Source organism: Actinokineospora guangxiensis, from assembly GCF_042657845.1.
In the GTDB taxonomy this organism is placed as follows: Bacteria; Actinomycetota; Actinomycetes; order Mycobacteriales; family Pseudonocardiaceae; genus Actinokineospora; species Actinokineospora guangxiensis.
The window spans coordinates 1-19,623 of the sequence record NZ_JBHSKF010000006.1 but is presented as its reverse complement, the minus strand read 5'-3'; the positions used below and the strand labels follow the sequence as shown (position 1 = coordinate 19,623).

At 74.2% G+C, this 19,623-nt stretch carries 22 protein-coding genes, 1 pseudogene and 1 riboswitch; of the genes and pseudogenes, 8 read left to right on the top strand and 15 right to left on the bottom strand.

Features of this window, described 5'->3' with window-relative positions; all coding sequences use genetic code 11:
* The first annotated feature begins 12 nt into the window (after window positions 1-12).
* The gene (locus tag ACFPM7_RS14470) at window positions 13-1,884 is read left to right on the top strand and encodes a hypothetical protein (RefSeq protein ID WP_378248060.1); all 1,872 of its coding nucleotides are present in this window, start codon (window positions 13-15) and stop codon (window positions 1,882-1,884) included.
* 71 nt (window positions 1,885-1,955) lie between these two features.
* On the opposite strand, the gene ACFPM7_RS14465 is transcribed toward ACFPM7_RS14470, so the two are convergent.
* Together ACFPM7_RS14465 and ACFPM7_RS14460 are read right to left on the bottom strand one after the other, a co-directional pair.
* Window positions 1,956-3,263, bottom strand: coding sequence for a serine/threonine-protein kinase (locus tag ACFPM7_RS14465; RefSeq protein WP_378248058.1), 1,308 nt, complete (start codon window positions 3,261-3,263; stop codon window positions 1,956-1,958).
* Between the two features lie 52 nt (window positions 3,264-3,315).
* Window positions 3,316-3,966 carry a hypothetical protein gene (locus ACFPM7_RS14460; RefSeq protein ID WP_378248056.1) on the bottom strand — a complete coding sequence of 217 codons (651 nt, stop codon included), beginning with the start codon at window positions 3,964-3,966 and terminating at the stop codon, window positions 3,316-3,318.
* Between the two features lie 31 nt (window positions 3,967-3,997).
* Between ACFPM7_RS14460 and ACFPM7_RS14455 the strand changes: the two genes are divergently transcribed.
* Window positions 3,998-4,165, top strand: a complete 168-nt coding sequence (locus ACFPM7_RS14455; protein ID WP_378248054.1) for a hypothetical protein — start codon at window positions 3,998-4,000, stop codon at window positions 4,163-4,165.
* On the opposite strand, the gene ACFPM7_RS14450 is transcribed toward ACFPM7_RS14455, so the two are convergent.
* From ACFPM7_RS14450 to ACFPM7_RS14430, 5 genes are all read right to left on the bottom strand, one after another.
* Entirely contained in the window at window positions 4,166-5,035 is an 870-nt protein-coding gene (locus tag ACFPM7_RS14450; protein WP_378248052.1) for an ABC transporter permease, read from the bottom strand.
* A gap of 5 nt (window positions 5,036-5,040) precedes the next feature.
* Complete coding sequence (locus tag ACFPM7_RS14445) at window positions 5,041-6,009, bottom strand: ABC transporter ATP-binding protein (protein ID WP_378248050.1); 969 nt, start codon at window positions 6,007-6,009, stop codon at window positions 5,041-5,043.
* 2 nt (window positions 6,010-6,011) lie between these two features.
* The gene (locus tag ACFPM7_RS14440; protein ID WP_378248048.1) at window positions 6,012-7,070 is read right to left on the bottom strand and encodes a hypothetical protein; all 1,059 of its coding nucleotides are present in this window, start codon (window positions 7,068-7,070) and stop codon (window positions 6,012-6,014) included.
* Window positions 7,054-7,656, bottom strand: a complete 603-nt coding sequence (locus tag ACFPM7_RS14435) for a sigma-70 family RNA polymerase sigma factor (RefSeq protein ID WP_378248046.1) — start codon at window positions 7,654-7,656, stop codon at window positions 7,054-7,056. Before ACFPM7_RS14435 ends, ACFPM7_RS14440 begins: the two co-directional genes overlap by 17 nt.
* Window positions 7,657-7,813: 157 nt before the next feature.
* Window positions 7,814-8,164, bottom strand: a complete 351-nt coding sequence (locus tag ACFPM7_RS14430; RefSeq protein WP_378248044.1) for an RICIN domain-containing protein — start codon at window positions 8,162-8,164, stop codon at window positions 7,814-7,816.
* Window positions 8,165-8,349: 185 nt separating this feature from the next.
* Here ACFPM7_RS14430 and ACFPM7_RS14425 point away from each other — a divergent pair, with 185 nt between their 5' ends.
* Window positions 8,350-9,303 carry an NADP-dependent oxidoreductase gene (locus ACFPM7_RS14425; protein WP_378248394.1) on the top strand — a complete coding sequence of 318 codons (954 nt, stop codon included), beginning with the start codon at window positions 8,350-8,352 and terminating at the stop codon, window positions 9,301-9,303.
* Here the strand turns inward: ACFPM7_RS14425 and ACFPM7_RS14420 are convergent.
* Complete coding sequence (locus tag ACFPM7_RS14420; protein ID WP_378248042.1) at window positions 9,287-9,583, bottom strand: hypothetical protein; 297 nt, start codon at window positions 9,581-9,583, stop codon at window positions 9,287-9,289. The two genes, ACFPM7_RS14425 and ACFPM7_RS14420, sit on opposite strands and share 17 nt — an antisense overlap.
* A 68-nt stretch (window positions 9,584-9,651) precedes the next feature.
* Between ACFPM7_RS14420 and ACFPM7_RS14415 the strand changes: the two genes are divergently transcribed.
* Window positions 9,652-10,419, top strand: a complete 768-nt coding sequence (locus ACFPM7_RS14415) for an alpha/beta fold hydrolase (protein WP_378248040.1) — start codon at window positions 9,652-9,654, stop codon at window positions 10,417-10,419.
* 9 nt (window positions 10,420-10,428) lie between these two features.
* On the opposite strand, the gene ACFPM7_RS14410 is transcribed toward ACFPM7_RS14415, so the two are convergent.
* The 5 genes from ACFPM7_RS14410 to ACFPM7_RS14390 form a co-directional block, all read right to left on the bottom strand.
* The gene (locus ACFPM7_RS14410; protein ID WP_378248038.1) at window positions 10,429-10,806 is read right to left on the bottom strand and encodes a hypothetical protein; all 378 of its coding nucleotides are present in this window, start codon (window positions 10,804-10,806) and stop codon (window positions 10,429-10,431) included.
* Between the two features lie 45 nt (window positions 10,807-10,851).
* On the bottom strand, window positions 10,852-11,670 hold the full coding sequence (locus ACFPM7_RS14405; RefSeq protein WP_378248036.1) for an alpha/beta hydrolase family protein: 819 nt from the start codon (window positions 11,668-11,670) through the stop codon (window positions 10,852-10,854).
* Window positions 11,671-11,746: 76 nt separating this feature from the next.
* On the bottom strand, window positions 11,747-13,051 hold the full coding sequence (locus ACFPM7_RS14400) for an aminotransferase family protein (protein WP_378248034.1): 1,305 nt from the start codon (window positions 13,049-13,051) through the stop codon (window positions 11,747-11,749).
* Complete coding sequence (locus ACFPM7_RS14395; RefSeq protein WP_378248032.1) at window positions 13,048-14,409, bottom strand: aminotransferase class III-fold pyridoxal phosphate-dependent enzyme; 1,362 nt, start codon at window positions 14,407-14,409, stop codon at window positions 13,048-13,050. Before ACFPM7_RS14395 ends, ACFPM7_RS14400 begins: the two co-directional genes overlap by 4 nt.
* Entirely contained in the window at window positions 14,406-15,974 is a 1,569-nt protein-coding gene (locus ACFPM7_RS14390; protein WP_378248030.1) for an aldehyde dehydrogenase family protein, read from the bottom strand. Before ACFPM7_RS14390 ends, ACFPM7_RS14395 begins: the two co-directional genes overlap by 4 nt.
* Window positions 15,973-16,111, bottom strand: a riboswitch (adenosylcobalamin (AdoCbl) riboswitch). Its footprint overlaps the gene before it by 2 nt.
* A 56-nt stretch (window positions 16,112-16,167) precedes the next feature.
* On the opposite strand from ACFPM7_RS14390, the gene ACFPM7_RS14385 reads away from it, so the two are divergent.
* From ACFPM7_RS14385 to ACFPM7_RS14375, 3 genes are read left to right on the top strand one after another with little or no spacing between them, the layout of a single operon-like run.
* Window positions 16,168-16,965 (top strand): CoA transferase subunit A, encoded by a 798-nt coding sequence (locus tag ACFPM7_RS14385; protein ID WP_378248028.1) that lies wholly within the window; start codon window positions 16,168-16,170, stop codon window positions 16,963-16,965.
* A gap of 20 nt (window positions 16,966-16,985) precedes the next feature.
* Complete coding sequence (locus ACFPM7_RS14380; RefSeq protein WP_378248393.1) at window positions 16,986-17,660, top strand: CoA-transferase subunit beta; 675 nt, start codon at window positions 16,986-16,988, stop codon at window positions 17,658-17,660.
* Window positions 17,657-18,412 carry an IclR family transcriptional regulator domain-containing protein gene (locus ACFPM7_RS14375; protein WP_378248026.1) on the top strand — a complete coding sequence of 252 codons (756 nt, stop codon included), beginning with the start codon at window positions 17,657-17,659 and terminating at the stop codon, window positions 18,410-18,412. Before ACFPM7_RS14380 ends, ACFPM7_RS14375 begins: the two co-directional genes overlap by 4 nt.
* Before the next feature lie 24 nt (window positions 18,413-18,436).
* On the opposite strand, the gene ACFPM7_RS14370 is transcribed toward ACFPM7_RS14375, so the two are convergent.
* Window positions 18,437-18,664 (bottom strand): hypothetical protein, encoded by a 228-nt coding sequence (locus ACFPM7_RS14370; protein ID WP_378248024.1) that lies wholly within the window; start codon window positions 18,662-18,664, stop codon window positions 18,437-18,439.
* A gap of 107 nt (window positions 18,665-18,771) precedes the next feature.
* On the opposite strand from ACFPM7_RS14370, the pseudogene ACFPM7_RS14365 reads away from it, so the two are divergent.
* Window positions 18,772-19,275, top strand: a pseudogene (locus tag ACFPM7_RS14365) (DinB family protein); the annotation flags it as partial.
* Between the two features lie 52 nt (window positions 19,276-19,327).
* Here ACFPM7_RS14365 and ACFPM7_RS14360 read toward each other — a convergent pair.
* A partial coding sequence (locus ACFPM7_RS14360) for a fasciclin domain-containing protein (RefSeq protein ID WP_378248022.1) occupies window positions 19,328-19,623 on the bottom strand: 296 nt, incomplete at its 5' end.

Below are 19,623 nucleotides of genomic sequence, written 5' to 3'. Positions count from 1 at the left end.
AGGTGCGCTGAGGTGCCCGCGTTGTCCGACCCGTCCGCCGGTCCCCTGCCTCGCGTCGCTCCCGCCGTGGTCGCCGACGTTCTGGACGCGTTGCCGCCCCGGCTGCGCAAGCGCGTCGACGCCGCGCTCGACCGGGCGGCGGAGTGGTCGGTGGCGGTCGACGGCGACGTCGCGCGGGTCGAGGTCGACGAGGAGACCAGCCTGGTGTGGACGCTGCGCGGCGGCGTCCTGGCTTCGGCGGACGACCTGGTGTGCGGCTGCCTGCTCGCCCCCAAGTGCCTGCACCGCGGCATCGCCGTCGCCGCCGCGGGCGTCGCGGACCCGGCTGCCGACCCCATCGCCGACCCGGTTGCCGACGACCCCGGCGTCCCCGTCGGTGGCGAGTCGGGCGGTCCTCGCGAGGAGGAGCCCAGCGGCGACGCGCCTGTCCCGGACGTGACCGAATCGGAGCGGGTGGCGGCCTCGGCGCTGTGGGAGGCCGCGGCGGCGGTGCTGCGGGGCGGCGCGTCCGGCAGCGGCGCTGTCGTCCGCGCCGAGCTGCTGCGGGCCGTGCACTCCGCGAGGGTCGCTGGTCTGCACCGCGCGGCGGCAGGCGGGCTCCGCGTGGCCGCCGCCCTCGCCGCCGCCCGCGCCTCCGACGGCTCCTTCGACCGCGAAACCCTCAGCACCGACCTGCTCGACCTGCTCCTGCTCTGCCACGACCTGCGCTCGGGCGCCGGCTCCCCCGCCCACCTGCGCGGCACGGCCCGCCGCGAGTACCGCCCGGTCGGTTCCCTGCGCCTGTACGGCCTGTGCACCGAGGCGGTGGTGTCGGCGACGGGATACGCGGGCGTGGTCACCCACCTGGCCACCGAGGACGGTCGACTGTGGACGGTCCCCGCGCTGATGCCGGGCACTCGGGAACGGGTCGCCATCGCGGCGGGCGGCCCGGTCGCCCTCGGCGAGTCCGGCCACACCCACCGGGCCCTGGGACGCGGCGGCCTGCTGCTGACCGGCGGCACCGCCTCCCCCGACCGCCGCCTGGGCGCGGGCAAGTCGGTCCGCGCCGTCGCCGCCCCCGGCGCCGCCTGGACCGACCCCGCCCTGGACGCCCTGTGGGCAACACCCCTCACCGACCAGGTGTCCCGCGCCTTGGCCGCCTACGACCTCCCCGACGAGGACCGCCCCGCGGGCGACACCCTCCTGTTCCTCACCGCCGAGGTCCTCGGCGCCGCGGGCTCGGCCCTGCGAGTCCGCACCGCCGAGTCCCACCCGGACGACGCCGCCGGCGCCCACCTGGACCTCACCGCCGACGACGACCTGACCCGCCAGAACCTCCGCCTCCTGGCCGCCGTTCCCGGCGTCACCCGCCGCTTCATCGCCCGCCTGCACCCCGACCACCCCGGCACCGCCACCGCCATCGCCGTCTCCGGCAACCTCACGCTCCCCGCAACCTGGTCTTCCCTCGCGAACCTCTCCCTAGACCCCCTCCAACGCGCCCACACCGCCCTCCCGAACACCACCCCGCAGGACACCCAGCCCTCACACGACATGCCTCCGTCGCATCGCCCCATTCCGCGCCCCGACCGCGTCCCCGCCCCGATGCGCCCGCTCGCCAACGCCGTCCACCGCGCCGCCCTGGGCGGCCGATCCATCGCCGCCCTCCCCGACACCGCCCAGTACGCCAAGCGCCTGTCGGCCGTCGGACTCACCACCAGCGCGGCCATCCTCACCGCGCTCAGCACCGCCGCCCGAGACCGCCACCGCGACCCCTTCGGCCGTCTCAACGCCGACACCACCAGCGCGTTCCCCACGGCCTGGCTGCTCGCCGCCCTGCACGTCCGGGAAACCACCAGGAGCCTGACCCGCCACACCTGGCTGTCAACGGCCGAGCCCCACCCCTGACCCGCCGGGCGGATCACTCTCCACCGGATCCGAGCCTGCCTGCGCCGATCCGGCCGGACCCGCGCTCGCTGTCAGGGTTTGGCGGGCTTGCGTTTGCCCGCCTGAGCGGGCGGGGTCTTGTCGTGCTTGGGCCCGCCCCCGACCGACTGCCCCGGTCGCGGCTTCTTCGGCTTCTTGGCGTCGTTCTGCGCTGAACCGACCACCACCTCAGCAGGAACCTGCACCGGCACCGTGGTCTCCGCGACGGTCTCCGCCACCGGCTTGACCGGCTCGTTGACCACCTCGCCCCGCAGCACCCCGGACGACGTCCCGTCCAGCACCGCCGTCCCGCCATCCCCCGGCGTGCGCACCGAGCCGTCGACCCCCGACACCGCCCACACCCCGAGAACCCCGACCACACCGGCGGCCACCGCCGCCAGTCCCCGCCGCGCCCATGCCCCGCCGACCCCACGGGCGGATCCCCTGGCCGCGACTGCGCTCTCGCGCGCCGGCAGCCCCACCAGGGTCACCGCCGCACCTGATGCTGACCCGCTTCCCGAGCGAGTTCCCTCCGCACCGCCGAGAGGCCGCTCGACGGCCAGTGACAGCCCAGGCTCCCCAACCCTGGACAGCGCGTCTCGGCACTCCTGCGCGCTGGGCCTGCGCCGGGGTGTCAGCGATGTCATCCGGGTCAGCAGAGCGCTCAGGTCAGCGGGCACGCCGGCGGGGATCACCGGCGCGCGGTGCAGTCGGGCCAACGCGCTCTCGACGTCGGTCCCGTCGTATTCCAGCGTCCCGGTCAGGCATTCCAGCAGGACCAGCCCGAAGGCGTAGATGTCCGCCGCGCTGCCCACCTCGTGGCCGCGCACCTGCTCGGGGGCGAGGTAGGCCGCGGTGCCGATCATCTCGTTGGTCGCGGTCACCCGCTCCGACCCGATAAGCTTCGCGACCCCGAAGTCCGCCAGGTGGGGCCTGCCGCCCGCGTCGAGCAGGATGTTCGAGGGCTTCACATCCCGGTGGGTCACGCCCCGGGCGTGCACGTACGCCAGCGCCTCGGCGAGCCTGGCACCCAGGTGGCGGACGGCGTCGACCGACACCGGTCCATCCGCGATCCGGTCGCGGAGCGTATGGCCCTCGATGAGCCGCAGGACGATGAACGGGCGATTGCCGTCGGCGCCCGCGTCGAACACGTCGACCAGGCCGGGGTGCGACAGCATCGCCAACATGTGCGCCTCGTTCTGGAAGCGGTGCAGCTCAGCGCCCTCGGGAACACCGCGGAATACCTTCACCGCCACCGGGCGCAACACCCTGGTGTCCCAGGCGCGGTGCACCTTGGCGGCACCACCGGAGCCGAGCACGGCGCCGATGCGGTAGCGCCCGGCCAGCAGTTGGTCCTCCATGCAGCCCTCCACTCCACGGCCATACCCGGGACAGTCCCGGCGCAAACATTGATCAAGAACCGGAGGGAACACTCCCAGCGGGCACGTCGACGGGAATCTCCGCCCCCAGCGCCGCCCCGCCGAGCAGCGGGAGGTCGTCGCCGCTCCAGAAGCGGCCGGGGTCGTAGGAGTTCGGGCGTTCGCCAGCGGGCAGCAGGCCCATCGCCTCGTAGGTCACGGCGACGACCTCGGCGCAGTAGGCGCTCTCCAGGCTCGCGTCGGCGTTCGGCCTCTGCCAGCGGGTCCGGGGCAGGCTGCCGAGGGCCCAGCGGCCCGCCAGGCGCGCCGACGAGGGGAACGGGGTGCCGTCGAAGCGGGCGATCGTGCGCAGGACGGCGTCCTCCTGCTCGGCGGTGACCGGATCGGCCAGCTGGCGCAGCCAGGCGCGCTGGCCGTACCTGGTGCCCCACACGACGACGGCGTCGCGCAGGTCGTGCAGCTGGACGCCGCGCTGGCGCTCGCCGGTCCAGCGGTCGGGCAGGGAGCGGCCCAGTTCGGCGTGCCACATCAGCGGGGGCAGGTCGTCCAGCACGACCGCCATGCCGACGTGGTTGACCGGGGAGTTGGTCAGCGTCTGGATGGCGCGGTCGGGCAGGGAGCGGCCGCGGAACAGCCACAGGTCACCGGTGCGGGTCAGGTTGACGGCCTCGTCCAGTCCGAGCATGCGGGCCAGCCTAGGGCGCTACCCTGCACCGATGCGGAAGGTGTGGAAGTTCCTCGGCCTGGCGGGTGTCCTCGGGGTCGCGGCGGGCGGGGTCGCCGTCGCCAGGGCCGAGCGCGAACGCGCCGCCTACACCCCCGACGAGGTCCGCGACCGCCTGCGTGCCCGGGTCACCGAGGCCGACCGGGGCAAGCAGGGCTGATCAGAGGTCCCGGCGCCGCAACGACACCGCCGCCAGACCCCACACCATCGCCACCCACACCCCGGCCCACACCAGGTACCCGTAGGTGAGCGGTGCTTCGCTGAGGAACGGGAACCCCTCCATCCCCTGCCCGAACTGGGCCAGCGCGCTGAGGTCCTGCAGGTTGTGCATGGCGCCGCGCCAGAGGCCGTCGGTGGGCAGCAGCATCCGCGAGATCGTGCCGATCCTGGCGACGCCGTCGTTGCCCAGCGCCTGCCCGATGCCGCCGACGACACCGGCGATCCAGGTCGCTCCGAAGAGCCCGACCGCGATCACACCGGAGGCCATCGGGGAGATGACCGTGGACAGCAGCACACCCAGCGTCAGCAGCACGACGGTCTGGCCCGCCAGCAGCGCGAGGGCGGCGACCGGCTGCGGCGGCCAGTAGTCCACCGTCCACAGCACCACCAGGAACTGCGCGAGCCCGGCGATGACCACGAACCCGGTGCCGAAGGCGACCAGCCCGAGCCACTTGCCCAGCAGCACCGCCGACCGGCGGACCGGCCGGGCCAGCACCGCGAGCGCGATGCCGGACTCGGTCTCCCCGGCCAGTGTCGGGCCTGCCAGGAACGCGGTGCCGAGCGCGGCGATGAGGCTCATGCCGAACATGACGAGGTTGAGCAGCTGCGAGGCCACCAGCCGGGCCTGCCCGCTGGTCAGCGTCACGAACTCCGCGGACTCGGCCGCGACGCGGGAGAACCCCCACGCGCTCAGCACGAGCAGCGCGACGGTGAGCCCGGCCAGCGCCCACAGCACCTTCCTGCGCGAGGCCTCGCGCAGCGTCAGCCCCGCGATGGTCAGCACGGTGCCGACTGGGCTGACTGGGCTCACTGGGCTCATTGGGCGCCCCCTTCTCCGGCCCGGAGGATGCCGAGCAGCCGTGCCTCCAGGCTGATCCGCGCGGGCTCCACCGCGTGCACGCGAACATCCAGCGCCGCCAAGTCGCGCACCAGGTCGGGGACCAGCACGCCGTCGTCGTCGGCGGGCAGGGCGACGGTGAACCAGTCTCCCTCGCGCTCGACCACGCCGGTCTCGGCCAGGCGGGACTCGGCGGGCGGGGTGAGCCCGGTCAGGTGCAGGCGCAGCTCGCGCTGCCCGAGCAGCTCGGCCAGCGAGCCCGACGCCGCGACCCGGCCGCGGTCGAGGATGACCACCCGGTCGCACACCCGCTCGACCTCGCCGATCAGGTGCGAGTTGAGCAGCACCGCCACCCCGCGCTCCTTCAGCGACAGCACGATGTCGCGCACGTCGGCGCGGCCGACCGGGTCCAGCGCGCTGGTCGGCTCGTCCAGGACGACCAGCTCCGGGGCGGCCACCAGCGCCACGGCCAGGCCGAGGCGCTGCTGCATGCCCTTGGAGAACCCGCCGACCCGGTCGCCCGCCCGCTCGCCGAGGCCGACCCTGGCGAGCCCGTCGCGCCGATCCCGCTCGGTCAGCGAGATCCCGGCCAGGCGCATGTGGAGGGTCAGCACCTCGTAGGCGGTCAGCCAGGGCTGGTAGCGGAACAGCTCGGGCAGGTAGCCGACCCTGGCTCGGGCCGCCGGGTCGCCCGAGCGCCCGCCCAGCAGCATCGCCTCACCGCTGTCGGGGTGGACCAGGCCAAGCAGCATCTTGATCACCGTGGTCTTGCCCGCCCCGTTCGGGCCGAGCAGACCGACCACCTCCCCCCGTCCGACCTGGAACGACACGTCGTCCACGGCGTGGCGCCCGCGGTACCGCTTGCGCAGTCCCGTGCACCACACCGCCGGTGACGGGGGCAGGGCGGCGACCAGGTCGGCCGCCGGGCGGAGGTGGTCGGCAACCATCGTCAGCGCAGCTCCCCGGCGATCTGCAGCACCTCGTCGGCGTCCAGCGCGCCCGCCACGCCGGTCACCTGCCCGTCGGACACCCACACGACGGCGGCCACGGCCCCGTCGCGGGTCGCCAGCACGGTCGCGGGGACCCCGTTCACCTCGGTCTGCTCGGTGGTGACGTAGTCGCCGGGAACGGGCAGGGGCAGCGTCGAGCCGTCCGCGGTGAAGGTGCCCAGCTGGGTGGCCAGGTCGGCGGGCAGGCCCGGCATCGACAGCAGGTAGTCGCGCACCGTCTCGAACGACGCGCCCGTGGAGAACGCCGTGGGCGCGACGGCGCGGCCCACGACCAGGGTCGGCATGCCCTGGCCCCACGTCGCGGCGACGGCGGGACCGGCGACCAGCTGCACCTGGGTGCCGTCCAGACCGGGCGGCGGGGTCGGCAGCGACCCGCCCGCAGTCTCGGCGGCCTTGTCCAGGGAGAACGTGAAGGTCGCCGTCACCGTGCCCGCGACCTGGTACTCCGGCACACCGGAGACGCCCTTGGGCAGCTCGGCCACCTCGGGCACGTCGAGGCCGGTCTCGGCGGCGGCGACGGCGGCGTCGGGCACCATGCGCACGTCGCCGTCGCTGGTCATCTCGACCACGCCGTAGGCGCTCAGGTCGGGCAGCGCCATCACGTCGGCGGTGGAGAAGCTGACCGGGGCGACCTTCTCGGTGGCGAAGATCTGGAACCAGTCGTTGGCCGCGGCCGTGCCCGCGCCCGCCACCACGACGGCCACCGCGGCGACGGCGACCACCGGCCTGCGCAGGAACCCGCCGGAGCGGCGGGGACGCCGGGCCTTCACCGGGGCCGGGCTCGCGGTGGCGCTGGAGAGCCGCTGCCAGGCCGCCCCCACGTCCACGCTCCCGTCGGCGGGGGTCAGCGCGGCGCCGACGAGTTCGGCGTCCTCGCGCATGGCGGTCAGCGCGCCGAGGCAGGTCGGGCACTCGGCGACGTGCCGCCGATCGGCGTCGGCGACGCCCGCGGGCTCATCGATGAGCCTGCGGAGCACTCCATCAACCGGATGACGCATGGCGGGTCAACTCCTCGCGCACAGCGGATTCGGCGCGCCGCACCGTGGTGCCGACGCTGCCGGGGGACAGATCGAGGGCGGCCGCGACCTCGGCGTAGCTGAGGCCGCTGTGCCGCAGGACGAGGGCGACGGCCTGCTTGCGGGGCAACCTGCCGAGCGCGGCTCTTACCCGCTCGCGCTCGGCGCGGGTCACCACCGTGTCGGCCACGTCGGGCACCACGGCCGGGCAGGCGGCCGACTCCTCCCGGGTGGCGCGGCGGCGGCCGGAGCGCAGCAGGTTGAGCGCGGTGTGCGCGGCGGCGACCGCGAGCCAGCCGCGTGCCTCCCCGCCGGGCACCGACGAGCGCCCGAAGGAGAGGAAGACCTCCTGCGCGACGTCCTCGGCCTGGTCGCGCGAGCCGAGAACGCGCGCGGCGACGCCCACCACCCCCGGGTACTCGCGGCGGAACACCGCGTCGAGGTCGGCGCGCACGCCGCCCCGCCCCGCACCCGCCACGCGCGCACCCCTCTCGTCCCGCCCGACCCCGGCGCTGGGGGCGACCAGGACGGCGGCCGGGGCCGCCTGACCGTGCTGAACCAGGTCCATACCCGTACAGCACCGCCGCGGCCGAGAATGTGACATCCGGCTTCGCAGTGTGCCCCGGGCGCGACCGGGCCCGGCCGTGCCCCGCCGGAGAACCCCCCGATCGGAGCCGGCGGAGGAGATCGTCGCCACTGCGCGCTGGGCCGTGCCGGGTTCCGGCTCAGCGCACGACGGGCCACCCGTTCTCGCAGACGAGCGGGTTGAGGCCCAGGTAGGCGGTGCCGTCGCCGGCGTACCAGTGGTAGGTCAGGACGTCACCGTCACCGTCGGCCAGGACGCCTGGGTGGCCGGGGCCGTGGACGCTTCCGCTGGGCCGCTCGACGATCGTCGGGTCGTGCACGCGGGTGTCGCCGGTGACGTGGCCGGGGTTCGGATAGCTCGGAGCTGCCGCGGCGACGCGGATGAGCAGCCACCGCTGAGCGGCGGCGTCGACGTCGGCATTGCGCACGACGCGCGCGCCGTCGGCTGTGGAGCCACGGACGTCCAAGGCCGTGCCGCTGTGCCTGTTCACGAGCACGTACCAGGCCGGGGTGTCGATGTGATCGTTAACGCGATTCCTACCTCTGCACAACCAACAGTTGGCCAGATGTACGAACCAATCATGTGAGCGTGCACATCCATCCTGGAGGGGGACTACCGCCGCCATGGTCGGTGTTGAGCCTGGCAACCGACTCGACAGGAGAACAGATGCCCACGATGCGCGCGGTGGTCCAGCACGGCTTCGGCGGACCCGAGGTGCTCGCGACCGAGCAGGTGCCGGTGCCCGAGCCGCTGCCCACCGAGGTCCTCGTGCGGGTCGTGGCCGCCGGGGTGAACCCCGTCGACTGGAAGACGCGGGCGGGCGGGGGCATGGCCGGGGTGCTGGGCGAGCCGCCGTTCACCCTCGGCTGGGACGTCTCCGGTGTGGTCGAGGCGGTCGGCTTCGGGGTCACCACCCTCGCCCCGGGCGACGAGGTGTACGGGATGCCGTGGTTCCCGCGCGCGGCGGGCGGCTACGCGGAGTTCGTGACCGCGCCCGCCCGGCAGTTCGCCAGGAAGCCCAAGGCCGTCGACCACGTCCACGCCGCCGGGGTGCCGCTGGCCGCACTCACCGCGTGGCAGGCCCTGGTCGACACCGCCCGCGTGCAGGCAGGCCAGCGGGTGCTGGTGCACGCCGCCGCGGGCGGGGTCGGCCACCTGGCGGTCCAGTTCGCCAAGCACCTCGACGCCCACGTCGTCGGCACGGCCAGCGCGCCCCGGCACGACTGGCTGGCAGGCCTCGGCGCTGACGAACTGGTCGACTACACCGCGACCCGCTTCGAGGACGTGATCAGCGACGTCGACATCGTGCTGGACCTCGTCGGCGATGTCCGGGACGACACCAGCACCCGCTCACTGGACGTCCTGCGCCCCGGCGGCCTGCTCATCGCCGTGCCTGGCGGGGTCTCCCCCGAGCTGCGCGACGCGGCGGCGGCCAGGGGGCTGCGCACGAGCCCATTCCTGGTGGAGCCGGACGGTCCCGCCCTGGCCGCGATCGGCGGTCTGATCGACAGCGGCGCGGTGTCGGTCGAGGTCCAGGAGGTGCTGCCCCTCGCGGAGGCCGCCGCCGCGCACACCCTGGGCGAGACCGGGCGGACCAAGGGCAAGATCGTGCTCAGCGTGGCGGAATAGCCAGGTCGCTCAGCGCGGCCTCCCAGCGCAGCCGCCGCTCCTCGGCGCTCTGCTCCCACCACGGGGTGCCACGCTCCCCCAGGCCCACCTTCGCCGCCTGCACCCTCGCCCTCGCGGGCGAGGGGTCGGCGTGGGCGCGCAGTGCGGTCCCGACGTCGCGGCGGGCCGCCATCAGCGCCGTGCGCAGCGAGGCGGCGACGTCCTCGGGGATGGCGGGGTCCGTCGCCCGCCAGCGACGCCCCGAGATGACCACATACCGCCCGTCGTCCGTGCGCTCCACGCCCCCGGAGGTACCCGCGGGGCGGCGCGCCCACACCGGTCCACCTGGGCCTGGGTAGCCTCGACGCCATGCGGGTGCGGGCGGCCGATGGCAGCGGGATCGGGTTCGACGTCGTCGGCGAGGGCGAGCCGCTGGTGCTGCTCGCCGGGCAGGCGAACTCCAAGGCGTGGTGGGATTCCGTGCGCGCGGAGTTCGCGGGCGCGCACCGCACGATCGCCGTCGACGCGGCGGGCACCGGCGACAGCGACGACGCGGCCGACGGGCGCTACGGCACGGCCCGCTTCGCCGACGACGTCGTCGCCGTGCTCGACCACCTCGGGGTCGAGAGGGCGCACGTGTACGGCACGTCCATGGGCGGCAAGACAGCGCAGCGCCTGGCGATCGACCATCCCGGACGCCTCGGCGCGCTAGTGCTCGGCTGCACCGCACCCGGGCGCAGACACGGCCTGACAACGCCGCCCGACGTGGTCCAGCTCCTCATCGGCCCCAAGCGCCGGGAGACGCTGATCGACCTCATGTACACGCCCTCCTTCACCGGTGATCCGATGAAGGTCCTCGGCGACGCGGCCATGTCCCCGGAGGCGACCCGGGGCCACAAGCGGGCCAGCTCCCAGCACGAGGCCTGGGACGGCCTGCCCGGCATCACCGCGCCCACCCTGGTGGTGCACGGCACGGACGACCTGCTCGCCCCCGTGGCCAACGCCCGGCTCATCGCCGACCGCGTCCCGGGCGCGAAGCTGTTCCTGCTGGAGGGCGCCCGCCACGCCTACTTCGACGAGTTCGGCTGCCAGGCCACCCCGGCCGTGCTGGACTTCCTGCACGGCCACCCGCTCTGACGGACCCGCTCAGCCGCCGGTGTGGGCGTCCAGGTACTTGCGGTAGGTCGCGCGGGCCAGCAGCTTGTTCTGGATCACGTGGATCGCGTCGACCATGTCGGGCAGGTCCGACGGGTGCTGCGACGGCAGGGCGAGCAGCTTGGCGCCCGCCCTGTTCATGAGCAGCCAGGCGTCGGCCTCGGCCTCGCTGAGGCCGGCGGCGAGGACGGCGCGGCGGTCCTTCAGCTCGAACTCGGTCCACCTGGCCGGGCCGGGTCCCGGCGGAGCCGGGGGCGCGGGCTTCGGCTTGTCCTGCGCCGCGGCGATCCCCGGCGCGGCGACCCCCGCGGCGGTCAGGCCGGCGACACCAGCGGAGCGCAGCGCGGTTCGGCGCGTCATCTCGTCCACAGCGCGAACCCTTCCACACCGACCGCCGGTTCTCCGCTGCGCCGATCAGGTGATGGCATCACCAGTGACCTGCTCGCTGAACCACTCGGTCAGCACCGCGTCGACCGCACGGGCGGCAGGCGATGGCGGCGCGGGCTCCAGCCCCGGCTCGTCGGCCAGGGCGTGCCCGAGCCCCTCGACCGTGACGACGTCCGCCCGCAGGCGGCGGGAGCGCAGCGCCGCGACCAGCTCGGCCGCGTCCGCCCTCAGGTTCGCGTCGTCGTGCTCGCCGCTGACGATCAGCAGCGGCGACGCTTCCCCGATCTCGCCCGCGCGGGCGACGAAGTCCAGCGCGGCGGCGACCGCGTCCGACTCCGCGCTCCACGCGTACTCCCGGCCCGCCAGCCCGGCCACCATGCCGATGGCGGACCGTATCCGCACCGCCGGGTTCACCAGCGCCGCGGACCTCACCGGCACGGCTCCCCCGGTCAGCACCTCCAGCGCCACGGCGCCCCCGAGGGACGCGCCGAGCAGGTGCACCGAACCGCCGTCCACCGGCAACTGTTCGCGCAGTGCGGCGAGCGCGGCCGGGAACTCCGCCGCCGCCTGGTTGACGAACGGGGCCATGAAGTTCAGCAGCGGGTCCTGCCGCGCCAGGGCGATGATGGCGTCCAGGCTGCCGTCCACCATCCGGGCCCCGCACATCGGCATGCCCAGGTGGACCCGCCAGGCGGGCACCCCGGCCATGGGAAGCGCGGCGGCGAAGGCGGCGTCGGTGCGCGGGGCGTCGAGCATGTGCCAGCTCACGACCAGCGGCGCTGGTCCGTCGGTCGCGGGCGGCAGCGCCGTGAACGGCACCCCGGCGGCGGTTCCGGTGATCGTCATCAGTCCCCCTGGGTCGGCCTGCCGCCACCGTAGGCGGGGCCGGGGGTGCCCGCGGCCGTCTTCGCCGAGAGCGCAATCAGAGGGCGCGGCGCACGGCCGTGGCGCAGCGGGTGACGATCTCGGCCAGTTCGGCGGTGGTGGCCGACAGCGGAGGACCGAGCAGGAAGCAGTCGCCGTCCACACCGTCGGCGCAGCCAGTGGACGGATAGAGGAGCAGACCCGCCGAACGCGCCTCGGCCACTACCCGTTCGACCACGCGTTCCTGGCGGGGATACGGCGCGGCGGTGGCGCGGTCGGCGACGAGTTCCACCGCCCACAGCAGACCGAGCCCCCGGATGTCGCCCACCGACGGGTGCTCGGCCAGCGCGGAGCGCAGCCCGTCGCCGAACTCGGCGCCGCGCTCGGCAGCCGCGGTCACCAGGCCGTCGCGGTGGAGAATCCGCAGCACCGCCCGGCCCGCGGCCGCACCGACGACGTGGTGGGAATAGGTGTGCCCGTGCACGAACCCGCCCGCGCCCACGACGGCGTCGTGGACCTCCGCGGTGCAGGCCACCAGGCCCAGCGGCCAGTAGCCGGAGGCCGCGCCCTTGGCGGCGACGAGGATGTCCGGGCGCACCCCCCAGTGGTCGCCGCCGAACCAGCGGCCGGTGCGGCCGAAGCCGGTCATCACCTCGTCGGCGATGAGGAGCACGCCGTGCGCGCGGCAGACGGCGCTGACGGCGGGCCAGTAGTCCTCGGGCGGCACGCAGGCGCCGAGCGCCGCACCGGAGACCGGCTCGGCGATGAACGCAGCGACCGGTCCCGCCGTCCGGATGAGACGGTCCAGTTCCGCGGCGTGGCGGGCGCCGCAGCCGACGGGGTGCGAGTCCGGGAACGGGCACCGGTACTCGTAGGGAGTCGTGGTGTGGCGCGCCGAACCCAGCCACGGCAGGTAGGGGGCGCGCAGGGCCGCCCGCCCGGACACGTCGAGCGCGCCGCGGGAGTTGCCGTGGTAGGAGCCTTGGCGGGCGATCACGACATGGCGGTCCTCGCCGCGCGCGAGGTGGTAGGCGCGGGCGAGTTTCATGGCGGTGTCGACCGCCTCGCTGCCGCCGGAGACCGGGTACACGCGCGGATCGGCGATGGGCAGCACCTCGGCGAGTTCGTCGGCGTAGGCCGAGACCTCGGCGGAGGCGAACGCGGTCGGGTGCACGTAGGCGGCCTGGCGGGCCTGGGCGGCGATGGCGTCGGCGACCTCGGCGACGCCGTGCCCGATGTTCACCACGATCGCGCCACCGGAGGCGTCCAGGTAGGACCGTCCATCGGTGTCGGTGATCTGCACACCCCGCGCGCGGGCGACGACCGGCAGGTCGCCGCCCGCGCGGGAGAAGACGTGGCTCACGCGGGAATGCCCGCGAGGACGTCACCGAGGATGTCGAGCGCCGTGCGCGCCTGGTCCGCGGTGATGACCAGCGGCGGGGACACCCGCACCGTCGTCTCCCCGCACTCCAGGACCAGCAGGCCCCGCTCGAAGCAGCCCTGCTGCACCGCCGCCGACTGCGCCGCGGTGCGGAACTCGACGCCGATCATCAGCCCGACCCCGCGCACGTCGGTGACCACCGACGGGTGCCGGGCGGCCAGGTCGCGCAGACCCTCGGTGAGCACCGCGCCGACCTTCGCGGCGTTGTCCAGCAGCCCCTCGTCCCGGATGACCTCCAGCGTGGCCAGGGCCGCGGCGCACGGCACCGGGCTGCCGCCGTAGGTGGAGCCGTGCGCGCCCGCGCCCCAGCTCTCCATCAGCTCGGCGCGGGCGATGAACGCGCCGAGCGGAAGGCCCGACGCCAGGCCCTTGGCGCTGATCAGCACGTCCGGGGCGACACCTGCGTGCTCGATCGCCCACATCGCGCCCGTGCGGCCCATGCCGGACTGCACCTCGTCGGCGACGAGCAGGATGCCGTGCCGGTCGCACAGCTCGCGCAGCCGCCGCATCCACCCCTGCGGCGGGACGAGGTAGCCGCCCTCGCCCTGGATCGGCTCGACGAACACCGCGGCGACCTCGCTCGGGTCGACCTGGTGGCGGAAAAGCGTGTTCTCCAGGAAGTCGAAGGTCAGATCCTCATCGTGCGAGCGCGCGCCGGTCTCGGGGTCCCGGACGCTCCAGGCGTACGGGGCGTGCAGCACGCCGGGCACCAGCGGGCCGAAACCCTTGTGGTACTTGGCTTTCGAGGCGGTCAACGTGACCGCGCCGTAGGTGCGGCCGTGGAACGCGCCGAAGAACGAGATCACGTACGGGCGGCCGGTGGCGTGCCGGACCAGCTTCAGCGCGCCGTCGACGGCCTCGGCGCCGGAGTTGGTGAGGAACACCCGCACCGGTCCGGGCATCGGCGCGGTGGCGGCGAGCGCGGCGCAGGTCTGGGAGTACACCGGCAGGTAGAAGTCGCTGGCCGAGTAGTGCAGCAGCTCGGCCGCCTGCGCCTGGACGGCGGCGACGACCGCCGGATGGGTGTGGCCGGTGGAGTTCACCGCGATGCCCGCGTTGAAGTCCAGGAACAGGTTGCCGTCCACGTCCTCGATGACGCAGCCGGAGGCGCGGCGCGGGGCCAGCGGGTAGGCGCGCGGCAGCGACGGGCTGGTGATCGCGGTGTCGGCGGCGAGGATCTCGCGCGCGAGCGGCCCGGGCAGCTCGGTGCGCACGTCGGGCACGGGCCTGCCCGTGTCGAGGGAAGGCGTGTCGGGGGAAGCCGTGTTGATGGAAGTCACCGGGCCACCACCGTTCGGGACTGCTCGCGCAGGTAGAGCTGCACGTAGTGGGGTCCGCCCCCGGCTTTGCCGCTGCTGCCCGAGCCTTTCCAGCCGCCGAAGGGCTGCACGCCCGGCCAGGCGCCGGTGGTCGCGCCCGCGGCGCGGTTGACGTAGACGACCCCGGCTTCGATCTCGTCCAGGAAGCGCTCGATCTCGGCGTCGTCGCCGGAGAAGAAGCCCGCGGTGAGTCCGTAGTCGGTGGCGTTGGCCAGGGTGATCGCCTCGTCGAGGGAGTCCACCGCGACGACGGCGACGAACGGCACGAACAGCTCATCGCGCAGGAGCGGGTCGTCGGCGGGCAGCCCGGTGACGACGGTCGGGGTGACGAAGTGCCCGCGCGAGCGGCCTTCGTCGGGGCGCAGGACGTCGCCGCCGACGACGATCCTGCCGTGCTCGCGGGCGTGGTCGACGGCGGCGGTGTAGCGGGCGACGGCGGCGGCGTCGATGACCGGGCCGAGGAAGACCGCGCGCTGGGTGGGGTCGCCGACGACGAGCGCGTCGGCCTCGGCGGCCAGCGCGGCGAGGAAGTCGTCAACGACCTCGCGCTGGACGTAGACGCGCGAGCAGGCCGAGCACTTCTGCCCGGACAGGCCGAACGCCGAGCGGGCCACCCCGGCGGCGGCGACGGCCAGGTCGGCCGACGCGGTGACCACGGCGGCGTTCTTGCCACCGGTCTCGGTGATCACCGGCTTCGGGAAGCGCCGGGAGAAGCGGGCGCGCACCAGCGCGCCGGTCGCGGTGGAGCCGGTGAAGGTGAGCCCGGCGACGCCATCGTGCTCGACCAGGGCTTGGCCGACCTCGTCCCCGCCGGGCAGCAGGTGCGCGACGCCGGCGGGGATTCCCGCGTCGATCAGGCAGTCGTGCAGCTTGGCCGCGGTGAAGGTGCCCTGCGGGCTCGGCTTGATGAGCACGGGGTTGCCCGCGACGAGCGCCGCGCCCGCGGGACCGGCGGCGAGCGCCATCGGGAAGTTGAAGGGGCTGATCACCGCCCACGGACCGTAGGGGCGCAGGACGCTGCTGGTCGTCTCGGCGGGCGAGAGCGTGTCCATCGGCGCGGTGAACCCGTCGGCGGCTTCGTACTGGTCGCAGTAGTAGCGGATCAGGTCGGCGGACTCCTCGACGTCGCCGAGTGCCTCCAGCCGGTTCTTGCCGACCTCCATGCTCATCAGCGCGGCCAGTTCGGGCGCGCGCTCGCTGATGAGGTCGGCGGCCCGGCGCAGCAGGGCGACCCGCTCGGCCCACGGCGTGCGGCGCCACCGGCCGAACGCCGCGGCGGCGGAGCGCACCGCGTCGTCGGTGTCCTCCGGGGTCGCGGCGTGCGCCGTGCACAGCCGGATCGCGGTGTCGCTGGGGCTGGTGACCGCGAACGCCGCCCCGGCGGTCCTGGCCTCCCCGGCGACCTTCGTCGGGATGGTCGCGCCCAGCCAGGACTTGGCGACCCTCAGACCCTCCTCGTAGGAGGTGTGCAGATCCTCGTTGTCGGCCGACAACGTCGCATACGTAACGCGAACGCGCGCAGTCATGCGGTTTCGCTCCATCCTCGTGGACCAACCGTGTTCCCGCGAGCGGTGGCCTGGCTCCCGGGCTCGCGCCCGGTCACAGTGGCGGGACCGCGCCGGATTCGCACCGGACTTCCCCGCTCCGCGGTCTGACACCCGATGTATAGTCCAGGTTCGTATCAAGAACAAGTGTGCGCTATGCGAACACGGAGGCGTGATGGCGCGGATCACCGCCCTCGCCGACGCCGTCGCCGACCTCGTGCGCGACGGCGACAGCGTGGCCATGGAGGGGTTCACCCACCTCATCCCGATGGCGGCCGGGCTGGAGGTCATCCGGCAGGGCCGCCGGGATCTCACCCTGGTCAGGATGACCCCGGACCTCGTCTACGACCGGCTCATCGGCGCGGGCTGCGCCCGCAAGCTGGTGTTCTCCTGGGGCGGCAACCCCGGCGTCGGCTCGCTGCACCGGTTCCGCGACGCCGTCGAGCACGGCTGGCCGGGGCCGCTGGAGCTGGAGGAGCACAGCCACGCGGGGATGGCCAACCGCTATGTCGCGGGCGCGTCGGGACTGCCGTTCGCGGTGCTGCGCGGCTACACCGGCACCGACCTGCCGGGAGTGACCGCGACGATCGCGACCGTGACCTGCCCGTTCACCGGGGAGGAGCTGTCGGCGGTGCCCGCGCTGAACCCGGACGTGGCCATCGTGCACGCCCAGCGCGCCGACCGGGCGGGCAACGTGCAGCTGTGGGGCCTGGTCGGCGTGCAGAAGGAGGCCGTCCTGGCGGCGAAGCGGAGCCTGGTCACCGTCGAGGAGGTCGTGGACGAGCTGACCCCGGTGCCGGGGGCCGTCGTGCTGCCCGGCTGGGCGGTCGACGTCGTCGCCGAGGTGCCCGGCGGGGCGCACCCCTCCTACGCGCAGGGCTACTCCGAGCGCGACAACGACGAGTACCGGCGCTGGGACGCGATCAGCCGCGACCGCGCCGCGTTCACCGCCTGGCTGGAGGGAATCCGGTGACGCCCACCCCCGACGAGACGATGACCGTCTCCGCCGCCCGCGCGCTCGCGGGCGCGATAACCTGCTTCGTGGGCATCGGACTGCCCTCCACCGCCGCGAACCTGGCCCGCCGCACGCACAGCCCCGACCTCGTCCTGATCTACGAGTCCGGCGCGCTCGGCGCCAAGCCCGGCCACCTGCCCGCCAGCATCGGCGACGGCGTGCTCGCCGAGACGGCCGACGCCGTCGTGGGCGTCGCCGAGGTGTTCAACTACTGGCTTCAGCCCGGCCGCATCGGCGTCGGCTTCCTGGGCGCCGCCCAGCTCGACCGGAGCGGGGCGATCAACACCACGGTCGTCGGCGACTACCATGCGCCCGGAGTCCGGTTGCCCGGCGCGGGCGGTGCGCCGGAGATCGCGTCCGGCTGCCGGGAGGTGTTCGTCGTGCTGCGCCACACGCCGAGGGCGCTCGTCGAGCGGGTCGACTTCGTGACCACGCGGGGACGAGGCCCGTCGCTGGTGATCACCGACCTCGGGGAGCTGCGACCGGAGGGCGGGGAGCTGGTGCTGACCGCCCTGCACCCCGGCGTGGACCTCGCGCGGGCGAAGGCGATGACCGGCTGGGAACTGCGGGTCGCGCCGGACCTCGCTGTCACACCCGCCCCGACCGGGGACGAGCTGTCCGCCCTGCGCGCCCTCAAGGCAGCCACCGGGTGAGCGAGCACCACGTGCAGTCACTGGCCCGCGGCCTCGCGGTGATCAGGGCCTTCGGCCCGGACGCCGCCGAGCTGACGCTGAGCGACGTCGCCCGGCGCACCGACCTCACCAGAGCGGCGGCCCGGCGTTTCCTGCTGACCCTGGTCGACCTCGGCTACGTGCGCAGCGACGGCAGGCAGTTCGCCCTGACCCCGCGCGTGCTGGAGCTGGGCTACGCCTACCTGTCCGGCCAGACCCTGCCGGAGATCGCGACCCCGCACCTGGAAGCCCTCTCGGCCGAGGTCGGCGAGTCCTGCTCGGTGTCGGTGCTCGACGGCGCCGACATCGTCTACGTCGCCCGCCATGAGGCGTCGCGCATCATGAGCGTGCGCATCGCCGTCGGCACCCGCTTCCCCGCCTACCCCACCTCCATGGGCCGCGTCCTGCTCGCCGACCTCCCCCAGCCGGACCTCGACGCCATCCTCGCCGCCCTCCCCGACACCGGCCCCACCCCGAAGACCACCACCTCCGAGTCCGACCTGCGCACCGTCCTGGCCACCGTCAGCGCCCAGGGCTGGGCACTGGTGGACCAGGAACTGGAAGTCGGCCTCCGCGCCATCGCCGCCCCCATCCGCGACCGCACGGGCCGCGCCGTCGCCGCCGCCAACATCTCCACCCAGGCAGGCCGCACCACCCTGGACCACGCCCGCCGCGTCCTGCTCCCCCGTCTCCTGGACGCCTGCCGCGCCATCGAGGCCGACCTCAGCCGCTGACCGCCGCCCGCACATCGGCGACGCTCAGGCGAGCCTGGCGCGGATCGCCACGACGGCATCGTCGCGCGCCGAGACGTCCCGCTCGAGGATGGTCGTCGTCCGCCGCCGCGCGACGATGAACACCGCCTCAGCGCCGTCCCGCCGCCGGATGCGCAACCACGCGGGCCTGCCGCCACCCGGCTCGACCGCAGCGATCTCGGCGACCGGAAACCGATGTGTGCGACCGAATCCGGCCAGCGGGATGAACTCCACGACGTGGCTGATGACAGGGACGGACCGGACACCCCGGTCGGGGTGCGGGTGCTGGCGGCCAAGGACCCGATGGCCCGCGCTCAGCGTGGGCGCGGGTCGAGGAGACCTGGGCCGCGACGCTCGACCGGGTCGCGGGGATGCCGCCGGGCACGGAGGACATCTCCATCGATGGGGAGTGGACGTTCGCCCAGGACGTTCGCCACCTCATCATGGCCACCGACACGTGGTTCCGGCGCGGGGTGATGGGCATCGAGCAGCCGTTCCACCCGATCGGCCAGCCGAACGCCGAGTACGAGACCGACGGTCTCGACATGTCGGTCTTCGCCGGGGGCATACCGCCCCTCGCCAAAGCCCTGGAGGTGCACGCCGAGCGGGTGTCGAGTGGGAGCACCACCGGTACGCGGTCCGGGACCTCGACGCGATCGGACCCTAGGCGACCCCACTCGCCCCAGCGGGGTCGCCGCCCATTCCCGGTGCGGCGGACAAGCCCGCTTGCTGTCCACAGAGGAACGGCCGTGGCTCGGCGACATCGCCGATCCGCGGCCGGAATCCGCTGTGGATGGACCGCGCCGGCCCCTGGAGTGAGAGTCCGACCGGCGCGGTCCACCTGAGCGACACGCGTCCTGCCAGTGACCAGGACGCCGTCGGCTCAGTTCGTGGGCGTCAGCTCGTGGGCATCAGCACGGTGTCGATCAGGTACACGGTGGCGTTGGCGGTCTTCACGCCGCCGCAGATCACGTTGGCGTCGTTGACCTTCAGGCTGTCACCGGAACCGGTCACCTTCACCGTGCCGGTCTCCACCGTGGTCTGGTCACCCACGATCGCGTCGGGCGCCTTCTGGCCGGGCACCACGTGGTAGGTCAGGATCTTCGACAGCAGCGCGTCGTCGGTCTTGAGCTTCTCGATGGTCGCGGCGTCGATCTTCTTGAAGGCGTCGTCGACCGGCGCGAACACGGTGA